The organism is Acidovorax benzenivorans (assembly GCF_028680575.1).
Taxonomy (GTDB): Bacteria; Pseudomonadota; Gammaproteobacteria; order Burkholderiales; family Burkholderiaceae_C; genus Acidovorax; species Acidovorax benzenivorans.
The window spans coordinates 28,761-42,017 of the sequence record NZ_JAPCKI010000008.1; the positions used below are offsets into that span (position 1 = coordinate 28,761).

Consider the following 13,257-nt stretch of genomic DNA (forward strand, 5'->3'; position numbering starts at 1 on the left):
ACGGTTCTTATGGCCCAGCAATTTATCGTCGGTCTGATCGTCCTTGCCGCAGCGCTCTATGTGCTCTGGCGTTATCTACCCAGGCGCTGGCGCCAAGGGTTGGGCAAGGTCCACCCGGGGCTGGTCCAGTCGCCCGGCTGCGGTGGAGGCGATGGTGAATGCAGCAGCTGCGGCAGTTGCGCGGCGCCATCCGAGGCGGGCGCTGAAAAGCCCGTGGCCATGCCCGTACGTCGCGGGCCTGCTTCTTGATGGGTGCTATATTTTATATAGCTGCCTGCGTTTGATTCACTAGCGCTGCAGGCCGTTTTGGCTCATATCGCCTACTGATGCAGCTGGCCCTGGCCCAGCGCGTTCAAAGCCTGTTGCAGGTTGGCGCGCGCCTGGGCCTCGTAGCGCTGCGCAAAGTAGGCTGTGCCATAGATGTGCGGGCGGTTCAGAAAGCCTTGCAGCACCGCGCTGCGCCCCGCCACATAACGCGGCCAGCGCACAAAGAAGTATTCACGCCGCACGTTGCGTTCGAACTGGCGGTACGCCGCGTCGCTCTGGCCCAGGGTGGCCAGGTCGATGTCCACCACCCACTGCGCATCGCCCGTGAGCGGGCCGGGCGTGTGGCGGGTGTCCATCACATGCTGGTGCACGGTCTCTGCCAGCGCGGTGGGCAGCCCTTGGCTTAGCAGGAACTGGCGCGCCCAGTCGGCGCTGCGCGCCTCGTTGTGCCCGCTCCACGGCCAGTAGATGGCGTCGTGGTACCACAGGGCGAGGGCCACAGCATGGGGGCTTTGGAGCGTGCCGGGCTGCTGGTCTTGCACCGCCTGCAGGTGCCGCAGGCAGGCCCGCAGATGCGTGGTGTCGTGGTAGGCGCGGGGCCAGCGGGCCCAGCTGCGCAGCAGGCGTCGGCCCTCGGCTCGCCAAGCGGGGGTGTCGCGCCCCAGCGCTTGGCCCAGGGCCTGCCAGTGCGCCAGTAATTCGGCGCTGTGGGCGGGCTGGCGGCGCCAGGGCATGGGGCTGTCAGGCCAGTTTGCCCAGCAGCAGGTACTCCATCAGGGCCTTCTGCACGTGCATCCTGTTTTCCGCCTCATCCCACACCACCGACTGCGGACCGTCGATCACGTCGGCCTCGACCTCTTCGCCCCGGTGTGCAGGCAGGCAGTGCATGAACAGGGCGTCGGGTTGGGCGGCGGCCATCATTTCGGTGTCCACACACCAGTCGGCAAAGGCTAATCTGCGCGCTTCGTTCTCGGCCTCGTAGCCCATGCTGGTCCACACATCGGTGGTGACCAGGTCAGCGCCCTGGCAGGCTTCCATGGGGTCGCTAAAGAATTGATAGCTGTCAGCGCTGATTCCATGGGCACCAGCGGCCAATTTCTCGTCCACTTCGTAACCGCGCGGGGTGCTCACATGCACCTTGAAGCCCAGCAGCGACGCGGCCTGCAGCCAGGTGTTGGCCATGTTGTTGCCGTCGCCCACCCAGGCCACCGTCTTGCCCTGGATGGAGCCACGGTGTTCGATGAAGGTGAAGATGTCTGCCAGGATCTGGCAGGGGTGGTATTCGTTGGTCAGGCCGTTGATGACGGGCACGCGCGAGTTGGCGGCAAAACGCTCGATCTTGGCCTGCTCGTAGGTGCGGATCATCACCAGATCGGTCATGCGGCTGATGACCTTGGCGCTGTCCTCGATGGGCTCTGCGCGGCCCAGTTGGCTGTCGCCGGTGGTCAGGTGCACCACACTGCCGCCGAGCTGGTACATGCCCGCCTCAAAGCTCACGCGCGTGCGGGTGCTGGCTTTCTCGAAGATCATGGCCAGCGTGCGGTCCACCAGAGGGTGGTGCTTTTCGTAGGCCTTGAACTTCTTCTTGATGAGCGCGGCGCGCTCGAACAGGTAGGTGTACTCGTCGGCGTTGAGGTCGGTGAACTGCAGGTAATGTGTCAGCGTCGTCATGAGAATCTTGCTTTGCTTTATTCAGCCAGGATGGCTTTGACCAGCGGGGTCAGCTTGGCGACGATTTCGTCGGCTTCGGCGGTGGTGAGGATCAGCGGGGGCACCAGGCGGATCACGCTGTCGGCCGTCACCGACAGCAGCAGGCCCGCCTCGGCTGCGCGGCCAATCAGGGCGCCGCAGGGCTTGTTCAGCTCAATGCCCAGCATCAGGCCCTGGCCCCGGATCTCCTTCACACCGGACAGGCTGCCCAGCTCGCGCTGCAGTGCCGCCCTGAGGTGCTCACCCACCGTGGTGGCATTTTGCAGCAGGCCGTCTTCTTCCATGATGCGAATGGTTTCGACCCCGGCGCGCATGGCCAGCGGGTTGCCGCCAAAGGTGGTGCCATGGTTGCCGGGCTGCAGCACGTTGGCGGCCTTGGGGCCCGCCACCACCGCGCCAATCGGCACACCCGAGCCCAGGCCCTTGGCCAGCGGCATCACGTCGGGCACGATGCCCGCCCACTGGTGGGCAAACCACTTGCCGGTGCGGCCCATGCCGCACTGCACTTCGTCGATCATCATCAGCCAGCCGCGCTCGTCGCACAGCTTGCGCAGCTGTTGCAGGTATTCCACGCGCATGGGGTTGATGCCGCCCTCGCCCTGGATGGTCTCGAAGAACACGGCCACCACATTGGGGTTGCCTTCGGTGGCTTGCTTGATGGCTTCGATGTCGTTGAGCGGCACGCGCACAAAACCCTCGACCAGCGGGCCGAAGCCGCTGTAGATCTTGGGGTTGCCGGTGGCTGACATGGTGGCAATCGAGCGGCCATGGAAGGCCTTTTCGTAAACCACGATCTCGGGCTTGGCAATGCCCTTGTCCACGCCGAACTTGCGTGCGATCTTCAGGGCCGCCTCGTTGGCCTCCAGGCCCGAGTTGCAGAAGAACACGTTGGTCATGCCCGACAGCTCCACCAGCTTGGCGGCCAGCTGCTCTTGCAGTGGCGAGTGGTAGTAGTTGGAGGTGTGTATCAGCTTGGTGATCTGGTCCTGCAGCGCGGGCACTAGCTTGGCGTGGTTGTGGCCCAGCGTGTTCACGGCAATGCCACCCAGGCCGTCCAGGTATTCCTTGCCGTTCACGTCCCAGACGCGGCTGCCTTGCCCACGGGCCAGCGCGATGGGTACGCGGCCATAGGTGTTCATCACGTGGGGCGAAGCTGCCGGGATGGAAGCGGTCATGCGGAAATCTCCAGACGGTACGGTGGCGAAAAAGCGAGTCACGATTCTAGGGGGAGCAGGGGTGCGGTCTGTTGACGATTGCGCATCACTGCAATGCCGGGCCTTTACCCTCTTTTGGGGGGCTATGTGTAGCGCGGCAGAGGGATTAGGGAGCTAGCTCTTATATAAGAGTTAGAATGTCGCGCTGCGGTGCAACATGCAGTGATCCTGCGTCTGTGCCCTCACTACCACCCCAATCCCCGATGGTTTCCCCCTCCTCCAAAGAAGTCTTCATCCAGGGCATCACCCATGACGGGAAAACCTTTCGTCCCAGCGACTGGGCCGAGCGGCTGGCCGGGGTGATGAGCAGCTTTCGACCCGGTGGAGCCCGGCCAGGCAGCCATCTGAGCTATTCGCCCTGGTGCATTCCCACCACGCTCAACGGCGTGAAATGTGTGGTCGTACACCGCGACCTGCAGGGGCACGAGCCCATGGCCTGGGACTTCGTGATCAATTTCGCCCGCGACAACAATCTGCAGGTGGCCGAGGCCTGCCTGCTGCCCGACCCGCCTGCTGCCAAGCCCTGAGCTGACCTAGTCTGGCTGGGGCTGGTGGGGCGATCGGCCAGTGCGCGTTCAACATCCCAAACTCTGCAGCGCATCGCGCCGCTCTGCACCGTTTTCAAGCGCCAACGAAAAAACCGCCCGAAGGCGGTTTGTTCGTTTTTTTGCTGGCAGCGCACCCGTTACAAACGGCGAACGGCAGTTGCCGTTCGGGCTGTTTGCCTGAAGATCAGGCGGAAGCGAGTGCCAGGGCTTTCACCTTGGCAGACAGACGGCTCTTATCGCGAGCAGCCTTGTTCTTGTGGAAGATGCCCTTGTCAGCCACGGTGTCCACCACGGCTTGCATCTTGGCGAACAGTTCGGTCGCCTTGGTCTTGTCGCCAGCCAGAACGGCCTTTTCGACGTTCTTGACAGCGGTACGGTATTTGGAACGCAGCGAGGTGTTTGCAGCGTTGATCTTGACGTCCTGACGGACGCGCTTGCGGCCCGACGCCAGGCGCGGGTTCTTCTTCTTTGGTTTAGCGGATGCCATGATTTATTTCCTTGGGGTCTGTGGATGATGCCAGCAAAGCCCGCGATTATAGCCCAGAGCACTTCCCGCATCCACTCCACTGGCTGAAACCGGCGCAGCGCCATCGCGAGCGCACCCGTGGAACTGGCTCCGCCAGGCCAGCGGGTGCGGCCCTTCCGGGGGAAGACGCGCAGCGGCTCAGGGGGGCTACACTTCTTGCGGTGTCACTGTTCAAAGCCGCCTCCACCGTCTCCCTATTGACTCTCGTCTCCCGTATCACCGGGCTGGTGCGCGAGTTGCTCATGGCCTCCGTCTTCGGGGTCAGCGCCATGACGGACGCCTTCAATGTGGCGTTCCGCATTCCCAACCTGTTCCGCCGCGTGCTGGGCGAGGGCGCTTTCAGCCAGGCTTTTGTGCCGGTGCTGGCTGCCGCCCGCGCCCAGGATGGTGACGATGGTGCGCGGGCACTGATCGACCATGTGGGCACCTTGCTGGCCTGGACACTGGTGCTGCTGTGCATCGCTGGCGTGCTGGGTGCGCCCTGGATGGTGTGGGCCATGGCCAGCGGCCTCCAGCAGTCGCCCCAGGGTTTTGACGCCGCCGTCACCATGACGCGCTGGATGTTCCCCTACATCGGCTTCATGTCGCTGGTGGCGCTGGCGGGGGGCATTCTCAACACCTGGAAGAAGTTTGCAGTGCCCGCAGCGTCGCCGGTGCTGCTCAACATCGCACTCATCCTGTCCATCACGCTGGGCGCGCCCTTGTTTGCGCGCCACGGCATCGAGCCCATCTACGCGCAGGCGGCGGGCGTGATGCTGGGTGGCCTGCTGCAATTGGCCATCCAGGTGCCCGCGCTGCTGCGCCTGGGGCTGTTGCCACACATTGGTGTGCGCTGGTCCGCCATCCGCGCGGCCTGGGCCGACCCCACCACCCGCAAGGTGGCGCGCCTGATGCTGCCTGCTCTGCTGGGTGTGAGCGTGGCGCAGGTCTCCCTGCTCATCAATACGCAGATTGCCTCGCACCTGGCCACTGGCAGCGTGAGCTGGATCACCTATGCCGACCGCCTGATGGAGCTGCCCACCGCCCTGCTGGGGGTGGCGCTGGGCGTGGTGCTGATGCCGCAACTGGCCAGCGCCCGAGCCAAGCAGGACGACGAACGCTACTCGGCCATGCTTGACTGGGGGCTTCGGCTGGTGGTGGTGCTGTCGGTGCCCTGCATGGTGGCGCTGCTGGTGTTTGCCAAGCCGCTGGTGGCCGTGCTCTACCACTACGGTGCCTTTGCCGACCGGGACGTGCAGCAGACCACGCTGGCCCTGGCGGGCTACGGGGTGGGCATTGTGGGCATCGTGGCCATCAAGGTGTTGGCGCCGGGCTACTTTGCCAAGCACGACATGCGCACGCCCATGCTGATTGCCGTGGCGGTGCTGGTGCTCACGCAGATGATGAACTTTGTGCTGGTGCCCTATTTGCAGCATGCGGCGCTGACGCTGTCGATTGGCGTGGGCGCGGTCATCAACGCCACCTGGCTGCTGGTGGGGCTGCTGCGGCGCGGTAGCTACAAGCCCCTGCCGGGCTGGGGCAAGTTTGCCCTGCAGGTGGTGGCGGCCAGTGCCTTGCTGGCAGTGCTGCTGGTTTGGGGTGCCCAGCATTTCGACTGGGTGGAAATGAAGGCACAGCGCCTGCAACGCATCGGCCTGCTGGCCGCGATGATGGCTGCGGCAGCGGTGCTGTACTTTGGCGCCTTGTGGGCGGCCGGCCTGAAGCTGCGCCAGTTGCTGCGCCGCTGAACGGCTGCGGCAGACCTGGCCCCCGAAATACCCTGCAAAGCCCGTTCTTCTGTGGCTTGACGCCATGGCGACGGCCCCGTACAAAGCTGCCATGTCCCTGAGCCTTTCCGTGCCCACCTCGCTGGAGTACTTTGCATCGCTGGTGCAAAGCGACGACCACTTTCCGCTGCTCGAAGCCGCAGCCAGCCTCGCACAAGACGAATACCCCGAGTTCGACGTGCAGCAACTGCTGGGTGATGTGGACCAGCTGCAGGCCCGCATCAAGCGCCGCCTGCCCGCCGATGCGCCCGCGCTGCAGCGGCTGCGCACGCTCAACCAGTTCTTTTTTACCGACCTGGGCTTCGGCGGCAACATCAACAACTACTACGACCCCGAGAACAGCTACCTCAACGCCGTGCTGCGCACGCGCCGGGGTATCCCCATCAGCCTGGCCGTGCTGTGGATGGAACTGGCCCAGGGCCTGGGCCTGCATGCGCGGGGCATTGCGTTCCCGGGGCACTTCATGGTCAAGGTGCTGCTGCCCAAGGGCCAGGTGGTGTTGGACCCGATCTCGGGCCAGTCACTCAGCCGCGAGGAGCTGGCCGAGCGGCTGGAGCCCTACAAGCGCCGCAATGGTCTGGTGGACGATTACGACGTGCCGCTCGGCCTGTACCTGCAGGCGGCCACGCCGCGCGACATCATTGCGCGCATGCTGCGCAACCTCAAAGAGGTGCACCGCGCCCAGCAGGACTGGCAACGGCTGGTCGCCGTGCTGGACCGGTTGATCGTGTTGTTACCCCAGGCCTGGGGCGAACGGCGTGACCGGGGCCTGGCGCATGCCGAGCGTGGCAACACGGCCGAGGCCGTGGCCGACCTGGATGCCTACCTGGCCCACAGTGAAGACGGGCTGGACATCGACCTCATTGCCGACCGGCTGAGCGCACTGCGCAACGCCAACGGCTGACCCCCGGCGTTGCCCCTCTGAAAAACACGTTTTAGAACGGCGTGCTGTCTGCAGGCAGCGCTGCCTGCAATTGCGCCACCTGACGGCGCAGCTCGGTGTTCTCCGCCGTCAGCTCTGCCACGCGGGTGCGCAGGGTGTGTAGCTCGTCGGTGGCCGGTGCGGAGTCGGCGGGTGCGTCTGCTGGGCTCTCTTCTATCGCAGCCTCCTCGCGTGGCTTGCGCTTGTTGAGTTCGCGCACGCGCTTGGCAGCCTGCTTGAGTTCGTCCTTGCCGGCCGCCGCTGCCGCCACCTGTTCCTCGGCGGGCAGGGTGGCCACGGCGGCTGCGGCGTTGATGGAGATGGTGCCGGACTTCACGGCCGCTACCAGCTCGGGCGCCGCCTGCTTCTGGATCTTTTCGATCATCACCACCTGGCTGCTGCTCAGGCGCGCAGCCTTGGCAATGGCCTCGCGGCTGCTCAACGGGTCGGGGGCGGGCAGGGCGGCAGCGGCTTCGGGCGCGTCAGGGGCGGGGGGGGCTTCGGCGGCCTCTGTAGAGGCGGCTGCTCGGGCTTTGCGCTCGGCCATGATCTCGCGCTTGCGCAGCGCCAGCACACCGCGCTGGAAATCCGACACGCTGCGGCGGCCCAGGTGCTGGTCGATCATCCACAGGTGCACGTCTTCCATCGACTGGAAACGGGGGTTCTGCACGGTCTGAAACGGCAGGCCATGCTTTTGGCAGATGCCATAGCGGTTGTGGCCGTCCACCAACACATCGCCCCACAGCACCAGCGCGTCGCGGCAGCCTTCGGTCAGGATGCTGCGTTCCAGCGCGTCGTGCTCGTCCTGGGTCAGGGGTTCGATGTAGGCTTTGAGTTCTTCGTTGACGACGATGTTCATGGTGGCAGGCGGTCCGGGGGATCTGGGCAAGGGGCGCGATTGTAGAGGCCCAGGCGCCCGACCCCGAAAAGACGGCGAACAGGTTCTAAGCGTCGCGTGTGCCCCGCAGGGCCAGCCAGCCCGCTACTGCCGTGAAGGCCGCCACCACGGCCACGATGATCCAGAAGCCATGCCCGTTGTCCGCCAGCGGCACGCCACCCACGTTCATTCCAAACAGGCCTGCCAGGATGTTGATGGGCAGTGCGAGCACGGTTACCACGGTCAGTACAAACAGGCTGCGGCTGTTGGCCTCCTGCACGCTGGCGGCGATCTCTTCCTGCAGCAGCTTGATGCGCTCCTGCAGGCCCTGCATGTCGCGCAGCACCACCGAAAACTCCTCGGTCGAATCGCGCAGCTCCTGTGCGTCGTCGGCGCCCATCCAGACAGGCGGGTGCTGCAGCAGGCGAAACAGCGCGGCAGGCTCGGGCGCCAGCAGTCGCTGCAGACGCACCAGCAAGCGCCGCAACACACCGAGCCGCGCGCGTTTGTGGTCCAGGCGCCCAGCCAGCAGCGCGTCTTCCACGTCGTCAATCCGCTGGGTCACGCCCCGCACGATGTCCACCAGGCCCGAGGCCTGGGTGCGCATCAGTTCGGCCAGCAACGCCACGCTGGAGCAGGGCGCATTGCCGCTGCGCACAGCGGTTCGCAGCGCGTCCACCGACCGCAGTGGGCGCGTGCGGCCTGTCACCATCAGGTGCGGCGCCACGCTGGTCCATAGCGTGGCGATGTCCGAGGGCTCGAACGCAAAATCAAAATGTGCGTCGTTGAGCACTGCGATGAGCGTGTCGTCGTCGCGCTCGATGCGGGTGGACACCGAACGGTCCTTGAGCGCGTCAAAAAAGGCTTCAGGCAGGTCGGCGTGCCGCTCCATCCAGCGCACGGCCTGCGCGTGGCTCAGGTTGAAGTGCAACCACAGGAACTGCCCTGGCGGCGCGGCCCCGGCCTGCAGGCTCGCCAGCCACTGCGCGGCCTGGGCCGTATCCACCTCATGCGGCGGGGTGTTGGCGCCCAGCAGGTAGCCGCAGATCAGCCCGGCGGCGTCTCCGCCGTAGTTCTGGCTGGCGCTGGCGGAGAGAGGGGTGGACAAAAGGGGGGAGTGGTCTGCGGGCGGCACGGCCTCGCATGCTGGCCTCAGGGCATGACAACGTTGTGACAGATCACGCCAGTGTCACGGCGCTGTCACTGCGGCAGTCCACCATCGCGCATCTGTTTTGCACTACCGCCGGATGCTTGCCCATGTTCTACAACAACGCCCTTGACACCCAGGAGCTGATGCAGCGCATCGCCAACGACCTCATCGACAGCTACGACGAAGAGCTGGAGCTGGAGATCGAAGACCGCGAGGTCGATGACATTGGCGCCCCCAGCCCTGGCGACAAGCTGGCGCGCCAGCAGTATTTCAAGGACCTGTTTCGCCTGCAGGGCGAACTCGTCAAGCTGCAGGACTGGGTGCAGCACAGCCGCCAGAAGGTGGTGATCCTGTTCGAGGGGCGCGATGCGGCTGGCAAGGGCGGCGTCATCAAGCGCATTACCCAACGCCTGAACCCCCGCGTGGCCCGCGTGGCGGCACTGCCCGCACCCAACGACCGCGAGCGCACGCAGTGGTACTTTCAGCGTTATGTGGCACACCTGCCTGCGGCAGGCGAAATGGTGCTGTTTGACCGCAGCTGGTACAACCGCGCGGGCGTCGAGCGGGTGATGGGTTTTTGCAGCGACGATGAGTACGAAGAGTTCTTCCGCACCGTGCCCGAGTTCGAGAAGATGCTGGTGCGCTCGGGCATCACGTTGGTCAAATACTGGTTCTCCATCACCGATGAAGAGCAGCACCTGCGTTTTCTGGGGCGCATCCACGACCCGCTCAAGCAGTGGAAGCTCAGCCCCATGGACCTGGAAAGCCGCGTGCGTTGGGAGGCCTACACCAAGGCCAAAGAAACGATGCTGGAGCGCACCCACATCCCCGAAGCCCCCTGGTGGGTGGTGCAGGCGGTGGACAAGAAAAAGGCGCGCCTGAACTGCATCGCGCACCTACTGGGTCAGTTGCCTTACCAGGAGGTGCCACACCCGCCCGTGGTGCTGCCCGACCGCGTGCGCAACCCCGAGTATTTGCGCCAGCCCGTGCCTGCCAGCATGTACGTGCCGGAGATCTACTGAACCCACCGGCGCGTTGTGCGCGAGGGCGTGGTTACGCGTCCTTCAGCATGGTGATGGTGGCGATCACGTCCCGCACCTTGAAGGGTTTGATCAACACCCGCCGCACCTGCAGGGCCTTCATCTTCACGGCGGTGGTCGCATCCACCTGTGTGGTGGTCACCGCCACCGGCACGCTGGCCCTGACGGCCAGCGCATCGTTGCGCACTTGCTCCAGCAGGGCGACGGCCTCCTGCTCTTGCTCGTCAAGCGAGACGATCACGCCCGCATAGTTCTCGTGGCCCAGCCGCTGCTGGGCCATGCGCACGCTGTTCACCTGTCGCACCACTGGCAGGTTCAATTGGCGGGCCGTGGCGACGATGATGCTGCCGGTCAGCGAGCTGGGTTCGATCAGCAAAATATCCTGGGGGTTGTGGTCGCTCATGGGGTCGGGGCTCCCTGGTCGCGCCGCACCAGCTCTTCCACCGCCAAGTCGCGCAGCGACCCCAGGATGGCCAGGTCGATGGCGTCCAGGGTGCGCGGTTTGTTGTCGATCAGGCACAGCGTGCCCACGTTCTGCCCGCCCGGCAGTTTGAGCGGAGCACCGGCATAAAACTGGATGTGGGGCTCGCCCGTCACCAGCGGGTTGCCGATGAAGCGCTCGTCCTGGTTCACATCGGGCACCACCATGATGTCGTCCTGCAGGATGGCGTGGCCGCAGAACGAGATGCCCCGCGAGGTCTCGCATTGGTTCATGCCCACCCGCGACTTGAACCACTGGCGGTCGTCATCGATCAGCGAGAGCAGCGCCGTGGGCACATCGAACTCCTGCGCGGCAAAAGCCGTCAGGCGGTCAAACCGCTCTTCGGGCGGCGTGTCCAGAATCAGCAACTGGCGCAGCGCCTGCAGGCGGTCCGGCTCATCGGCGGGGCGGGGTGGTTCTTGCATGGTGGCGACCCGGTGGGGTGGTGCGGCAAAGGACCCGATTATCAGCCGGTGCCGAGGGGCTGCACGGCGCGGCACGGCCTGTGCCTCACCCCTCAATGGCTGCGCGCGCTGCCCTGCGACGGGGTGCCGCCGCGCCCGAACTGGTGCCATGCCCGGCGCAGCTGGGTGTCCGAGCTGAACCCTGCCATCAGCGCGGCCTGCGTCACGTTCTGGCCGGACCGCAGCGCGGCCTCGGCGGTGGCCAGGCGGATGCGGCGCAGGTATTGCAGGGGGGCGATGCCCGCATGTTCCAGAAACAGCCGCGTGAGGTGCCGGGGCGAGGTGTGGGCTACCTCGGCCATCTGGGGCACGCTCCAGTCGGCCTGGGGCTGCTGGCCCACGGCATCCTGCACGCGGTGCAGGGCGGGGTGCAGGTGGTTGCGGTGGTGCAAAAACGGCGAAAACTCGGGGTCGTTGGGCCCCCGGCGCAGGGCCACCACCATGGCCTGCGCCACCTGCGCGGCCAGCGCGGGGCCACAGGTGTCCGAGATGCGGTGCAGCAGCAGGTCGATGCCCGTGGTCACGCCCGCGCTGCTGTACACGGCGCCATCGGCCACAAACACGCGGTTGGCGACCACGTCGCAGCGCGGGTCCACGGCGGCCAGCTCGTCCAGATGCTGGTGGTGGGTGGTGGCGCGGCGCCCGGTCAGCAGGCCGGCATGGGCGGCCAGCACCGAGCCCGCGCACACGGTGATCAGCTCCAGCTGCCCCGCCACGGGCCGCAGCCCGCGCAGCCAGTGGAGCAGCGCGCGGGCCTCGGCGCCGTCCACCGCGATGTGTTGCCCGGCCAGCCCCACCAGCACCACCCAGGCGGGACTGGGCAGGGTGGCAGGCAGCGGCTCCAGCTGGGTCAGCACGGCGCCTACCGACGAGACAGACTCGGGCGTGGGGCTCACAAAGTGCTGCACAAACCGCTCGGGCTGGCCTTGTTTGGCCAGGGTCTGGTTGGCGATGCGCAGCGCTTCGGCCGGGCCCGCCCAGTCCAGCACCAGGCTGCCTGGCAGCAGGGCGAAATAGACGTGGATGGGGGAAGGGGCCGGGTTTTGCATGGGTGGTTGTCAGCGAGGGCGCCTCAAAAGCGTGTCATGGCGTGGGGTTCCAGGGCGTGTCCATCTGGCGGGCCGTGCGCTCGGACAGCGCCGCGCCCACCAGCCGGGTGACCAGGTGCAGGCTCATGTCGATACCCGCGCTGATGCCTGCAGACGTGACCAGCGCACCCCGGTCCACCCAGCGCACATTCTCCTGCACGTCGAGTGCGGGGTACTGCGCGCGCAGGTCGGCGATGTCCTCCCAGTGGGTGGTGGCCGGGCCTTCGGTCAGCACACCGGCTGCGGCCAGGATGAAGGCCCCTGTGCACACCGAGGCCGTGATCTGCGCATGGCCTGCTGCCTGGGCGACCCAGGCGCGGGTGGCGGGGCAGGCCGCAGCGGCATCAACCACCCCGCCGGGCACGATGAGCACATCTGGCACGGTTGCGTTGGCAAAGTCCGCATCGGGCAACACGCACAAGCCCGCGCGGGCGCGCACCGGACCCATGCTGCGGGCCACGCACTGCACCACAAACGGTGCAGGCGCGCCAGGGTGTTGCCGCTGGTGCATGCGGCTGGCGGTGGTGAGGACCTCATAGGGCCCGCCCAGGTCCAGGGCCTCCACGTCGTCGAAAACGAGGATGGCCACTTGCAAAGGGTGCGCGCGGTGGGCGGGGGTAACGCTGCTCATGCTGCGGCCCGGTCCAGCGCCTGCTGCACGGTGCACAGGGTGGCGAAGCGGCCTTGCAGCACGGTGGCCGTGCGGGTCTTGATGTCGGCCGCTGCCAGCACCTGGCCGTCGGGCTGCACCATGTCCCAGGTCAGGGTGGCGTCGGTCACGTAGTCCACGTCCCAGCCCAGGTCAGAGGCGTGGCGGGTGGTGGTTTCGCAGCATTGTTCGGTGCGGATGCCGCTCACGATCAGGCGCTGGATGCCGTGGCGTGTCAGCCATACATCGAGGCCCGTGCCCACCAGCGCGCTGTGGCGCGACTTGGTGAAGGTGGCTGCCGCGTCGAAGGTGGCCAAGCCTTGCAGGGGCCGTACCTGGCCCGAGACCTGCGAGAACGGGTTCTCGGCCACTTCGGGGCCGTCGCTGTGGAACACGCGCACCACCGGAATACCCTGGGCGACACACCCGTCGATCAGCGCGTTCTGCGCTTGCAGGTAGGCGGGCAGGTCATGTTCGGTGAAAAAGGGGCGGTGGCGGAACGACTCCTGGACATCAATCACTATCAGACAGGTTTTCATGGTGTGCTCGCAAAGG

The 13,257-nt window shown here is 66.1% G+C and carries 16 protein-coding genes; 5 read left to right on the plus strand and 11 right to left on the minus strand.

The window, feature by feature from the left end; genetic code table 11:
* Positions 1-9: 9 nt before the first annotated feature.
* Positions 10-249: a hypothetical protein gene (locus OIN59_RS15125; protein ID WP_274111727.1), complete on the plus strand. Its 240-nt coding sequence runs from the start codon at positions 10-12 to the stop codon at positions 247-249.
* A gap of 71 nt (positions 250-320) precedes the next feature.
* On the opposite strand, the gene OIN59_RS15130 is transcribed toward OIN59_RS15125, so the two are convergent.
* Genes OIN59_RS15130 through OIN59_RS15140 form a run of 3 tightly spaced genes read right to left on the minus strand, consistent with a single transcriptional unit; the run spans position 321 to position 3,152 of the window.
* Complete coding sequence (locus tag OIN59_RS15130; protein ID WP_274111729.1) at positions 321-1,001, minus strand: HD domain-containing protein; 681 nt, start codon at positions 999-1,001, stop codon at positions 321-323.
* 7 nt (positions 1,002-1,008) lie between these two features.
* Positions 1,009-1,938 (minus strand): ornithine carbamoyltransferase, encoded by a 930-nt coding sequence (gene argF / locus OIN59_RS15135; RefSeq protein WP_274111731.1) that lies wholly within the window; start codon positions 1,936-1,938, stop codon positions 1,009-1,011.
* 17 nt (positions 1,939-1,955) lie between these two features.
* Positions 1,956-3,152, minus strand: coding sequence for an aspartate aminotransferase family protein (locus OIN59_RS15140; protein ID WP_274111733.1), 1,197 nt, complete (start codon positions 3,150-3,152; stop codon positions 1,956-1,958).
* 242 nt (positions 3,153-3,394) lie between these two features.
* On the opposite strand from OIN59_RS15140, the gene OIN59_RS15145 reads away from it, so the two are divergent.
* The gene (locus OIN59_RS15145) at positions 3,395-3,718 is read left to right on the plus strand and encodes a DUF3579 domain-containing protein (protein WP_274111735.1); all 324 of its coding nucleotides are present in this window, start codon (positions 3,395-3,397) and stop codon (positions 3,716-3,718) included.
* Between the two features lie 205 nt (positions 3,719-3,923).
* Here OIN59_RS15145 and rpsT read toward each other — a convergent pair whose 3' ends face one another.
* Positions 3,924-4,226 (minus strand): 30S ribosomal protein S20, encoded by a 303-nt coding sequence (gene rpsT / locus OIN59_RS15150; RefSeq protein ID WP_124511256.1) that lies wholly within the window; start codon positions 4,224-4,226, stop codon positions 3,924-3,926.
* 200 nt (positions 4,227-4,426) lie between these two features.
* Between rpsT and murJ the strand changes: the two genes are divergently transcribed.
* The gene (murJ, locus tag OIN59_RS15155; protein WP_274111738.1) at positions 4,427-5,992 is read left to right on the plus strand and encodes a murein biosynthesis integral membrane protein MurJ; all 1,566 of its coding nucleotides are present in this window, start codon (positions 4,427-4,429) and stop codon (positions 5,990-5,992) included.
* 91 nt (positions 5,993-6,083) lie between these two features.
* A complete protein-coding gene (locus OIN59_RS15160) occupies positions 6,084-6,935 on the plus strand; it encodes a SirB1 family protein (protein ID WP_274111740.1) in 852 nt (283 codons plus the stop codon).
* Between the two features lie 31 nt (positions 6,936-6,966).
* Here OIN59_RS15160 and OIN59_RS15165 read toward each other — a convergent pair whose 3' ends face one another.
* Complete coding sequence (locus OIN59_RS15165) at positions 6,967-7,812, minus strand: ParB N-terminal domain-containing protein (protein WP_274111742.1); 846 nt, start codon at positions 7,810-7,812, stop codon at positions 6,967-6,969.
* Between the two features lie 85 nt (positions 7,813-7,897).
* Complete coding sequence (locus OIN59_RS15170) at positions 7,898-8,938, minus strand: transporter (RefSeq protein WP_274111744.1); 1,041 nt, start codon at positions 8,936-8,938, stop codon at positions 7,898-7,900.
* 149 nt (positions 8,939-9,087) lie between these two features.
* Between OIN59_RS15170 and ppk2 the strand changes: the two genes are divergently transcribed.
* The gene (gene ppk2 / locus OIN59_RS15175; RefSeq protein ID WP_274111746.1) at positions 9,088-10,002 is read left to right on the plus strand and encodes a polyphosphate kinase 2; all 915 of its coding nucleotides are present in this window, start codon (positions 9,088-9,090) and stop codon (positions 10,000-10,002) included.
* A gap of 31 nt (positions 10,003-10,033) precedes the next feature.
* Here ppk2 and OIN59_RS15180 read toward each other — a convergent pair whose 3' ends face one another.
* The 5 genes from OIN59_RS15180 to OIN59_RS15200 all read right to left on the minus strand — a co-directional run bounded on the left by OIN59_RS15180 (position 10,034) and on the right by OIN59_RS15200 (position 13,241).
* The gene (locus tag OIN59_RS15180) at positions 10,034-10,423 is read right to left on the minus strand and encodes a DNA-binding transcriptional response regulator (protein WP_274111748.1); all 390 of its coding nucleotides are present in this window, start codon (positions 10,421-10,423) and stop codon (positions 10,034-10,036) included.
* Positions 10,420-10,926 carry a GAF domain-containing protein gene (locus OIN59_RS15185; protein ID WP_274111750.1) on the minus strand — a complete coding sequence of 169 codons (507 nt, stop codon included), beginning with the start codon at positions 10,924-10,926 and terminating at the stop codon, positions 10,420-10,422. Before OIN59_RS15185 ends, OIN59_RS15180 begins: the two co-directional genes overlap by 4 nt.
* A 92-nt stretch (positions 10,927-11,018) precedes the next feature.
* Positions 11,019-12,014 carry a GlxA family transcriptional regulator gene (locus tag OIN59_RS15190; protein WP_274111752.1) on the minus strand — a complete coding sequence of 332 codons (996 nt, stop codon included), beginning with the start codon at positions 12,012-12,014 and terminating at the stop codon, positions 11,019-11,021.
* Between the two features lie 34 nt (positions 12,015-12,048).
* Positions 12,049-12,684: a DJ-1/PfpI family protein gene (locus tag OIN59_RS15195; protein ID WP_274111754.1), complete on the minus strand. Its 636-nt coding sequence runs from the start codon at positions 12,682-12,684 to the stop codon at positions 12,049-12,051.
* A complete protein-coding gene (locus OIN59_RS15200; RefSeq protein ID WP_274111756.1) occupies positions 12,681-13,241 on the minus strand; it encodes a cysteine hydrolase family protein in 561 nt (186 codons plus the stop codon). The genes OIN59_RS15195 and OIN59_RS15200 overlap by 4 nt, the downstream gene beginning before the upstream one ends.
* Positions 13,242-13,257 lie beyond the last annotated feature (16 nt).

Excerpts from the sequence above, each read along its gene's own strand:
- OIN59_RS15180 (WP_274111748.1), bottom strand. The coding sequence starts at position 10,423 with ATGAGCGACCACAACCCCCAGGATATTTTGCTGATCGAACCCAGCTCG.
- OIN59_RS15140 (WP_274111733.1), bottom strand. The coding sequence starts at position 3,152 with ATGACCGCTTCCATCCCGGCAGCTTCGCCCCACGTGATGAACACCTAT.
- OIN59_RS15145 (WP_274111735.1), top strand. The coding sequence starts at position 3,395 with ATGGTTTCCCCCTCCTCCAAAGAAGTCTTCATCCAGGGCATCACCCAT.
- OIN59_RS15165 (WP_274111742.1), bottom strand. The coding sequence starts at position 7,812 with ATGAACATCGTCGTCAACGAAGAACTCAAAGCCTACATCGAACCCCTG.
- OIN59_RS15190 (WP_274111752.1), bottom strand. The coding sequence starts at position 12,014 with ATGCAAAACCCGGCCCCTTCCCCCATCCACGTCTATTTCGCCCTGCTG.
- argF (WP_274111731.1), bottom strand. The coding sequence starts at position 1,938 with ATGACGACGCTGACACATTACCTGCAGTTCACCGACCTCAACGCCGAC.
- OIN59_RS15185 (WP_274111750.1), bottom strand. The coding sequence starts at position 10,926 with ATGCAAGAACCACCCCGCCCCGCCGATGAGCCGGACCGCCTGCAGGCG.
- OIN59_RS15160 (WP_274111740.1), top strand. The coding sequence starts at position 6,084 with ATGTCCCTGAGCCTTTCCGTGCCCACCTCGCTGGAGTACTTTGCATCG.
- OIN59_RS15195 (WP_274111754.1), bottom strand. The coding sequence starts at position 12,684 with ATGAGCAGCGTTACCCCCGCCCACCGCGCGCACCCTTTGCAAGTGGCC.
- OIN59_RS15130 (WP_274111729.1), bottom strand. The coding sequence starts at position 1,001 with ATGCCCTGGCGCCGCCAGCCCGCCCACAGCGCCGAATTACTGGCGCAC.
- OIN59_RS15200 (WP_274111756.1), bottom strand. The coding sequence starts at position 13,241 with ATGAAAACCTGTCTGATAGTGATTGATGTCCAGGAGTCGTTCCGCCAC.
- rpsT (WP_124511256.1), bottom strand. The coding sequence starts at position 4,226 with ATGGCATCCGCTAAACCAAAGAAGAAGAACCCGCGCCTGGCGTCGGGC.
- ppk2 (WP_274111746.1), top strand. The coding sequence starts at position 9,088 with ATGTTCTACAACAACGCCCTTGACACCCAGGAGCTGATGCAGCGCATC.
- OIN59_RS15125 (WP_274111727.1), top strand. The coding sequence starts at position 10 with ATGGCCCAGCAATTTATCGTCGGTCTGATCGTCCTTGCCGCAGCGCTC.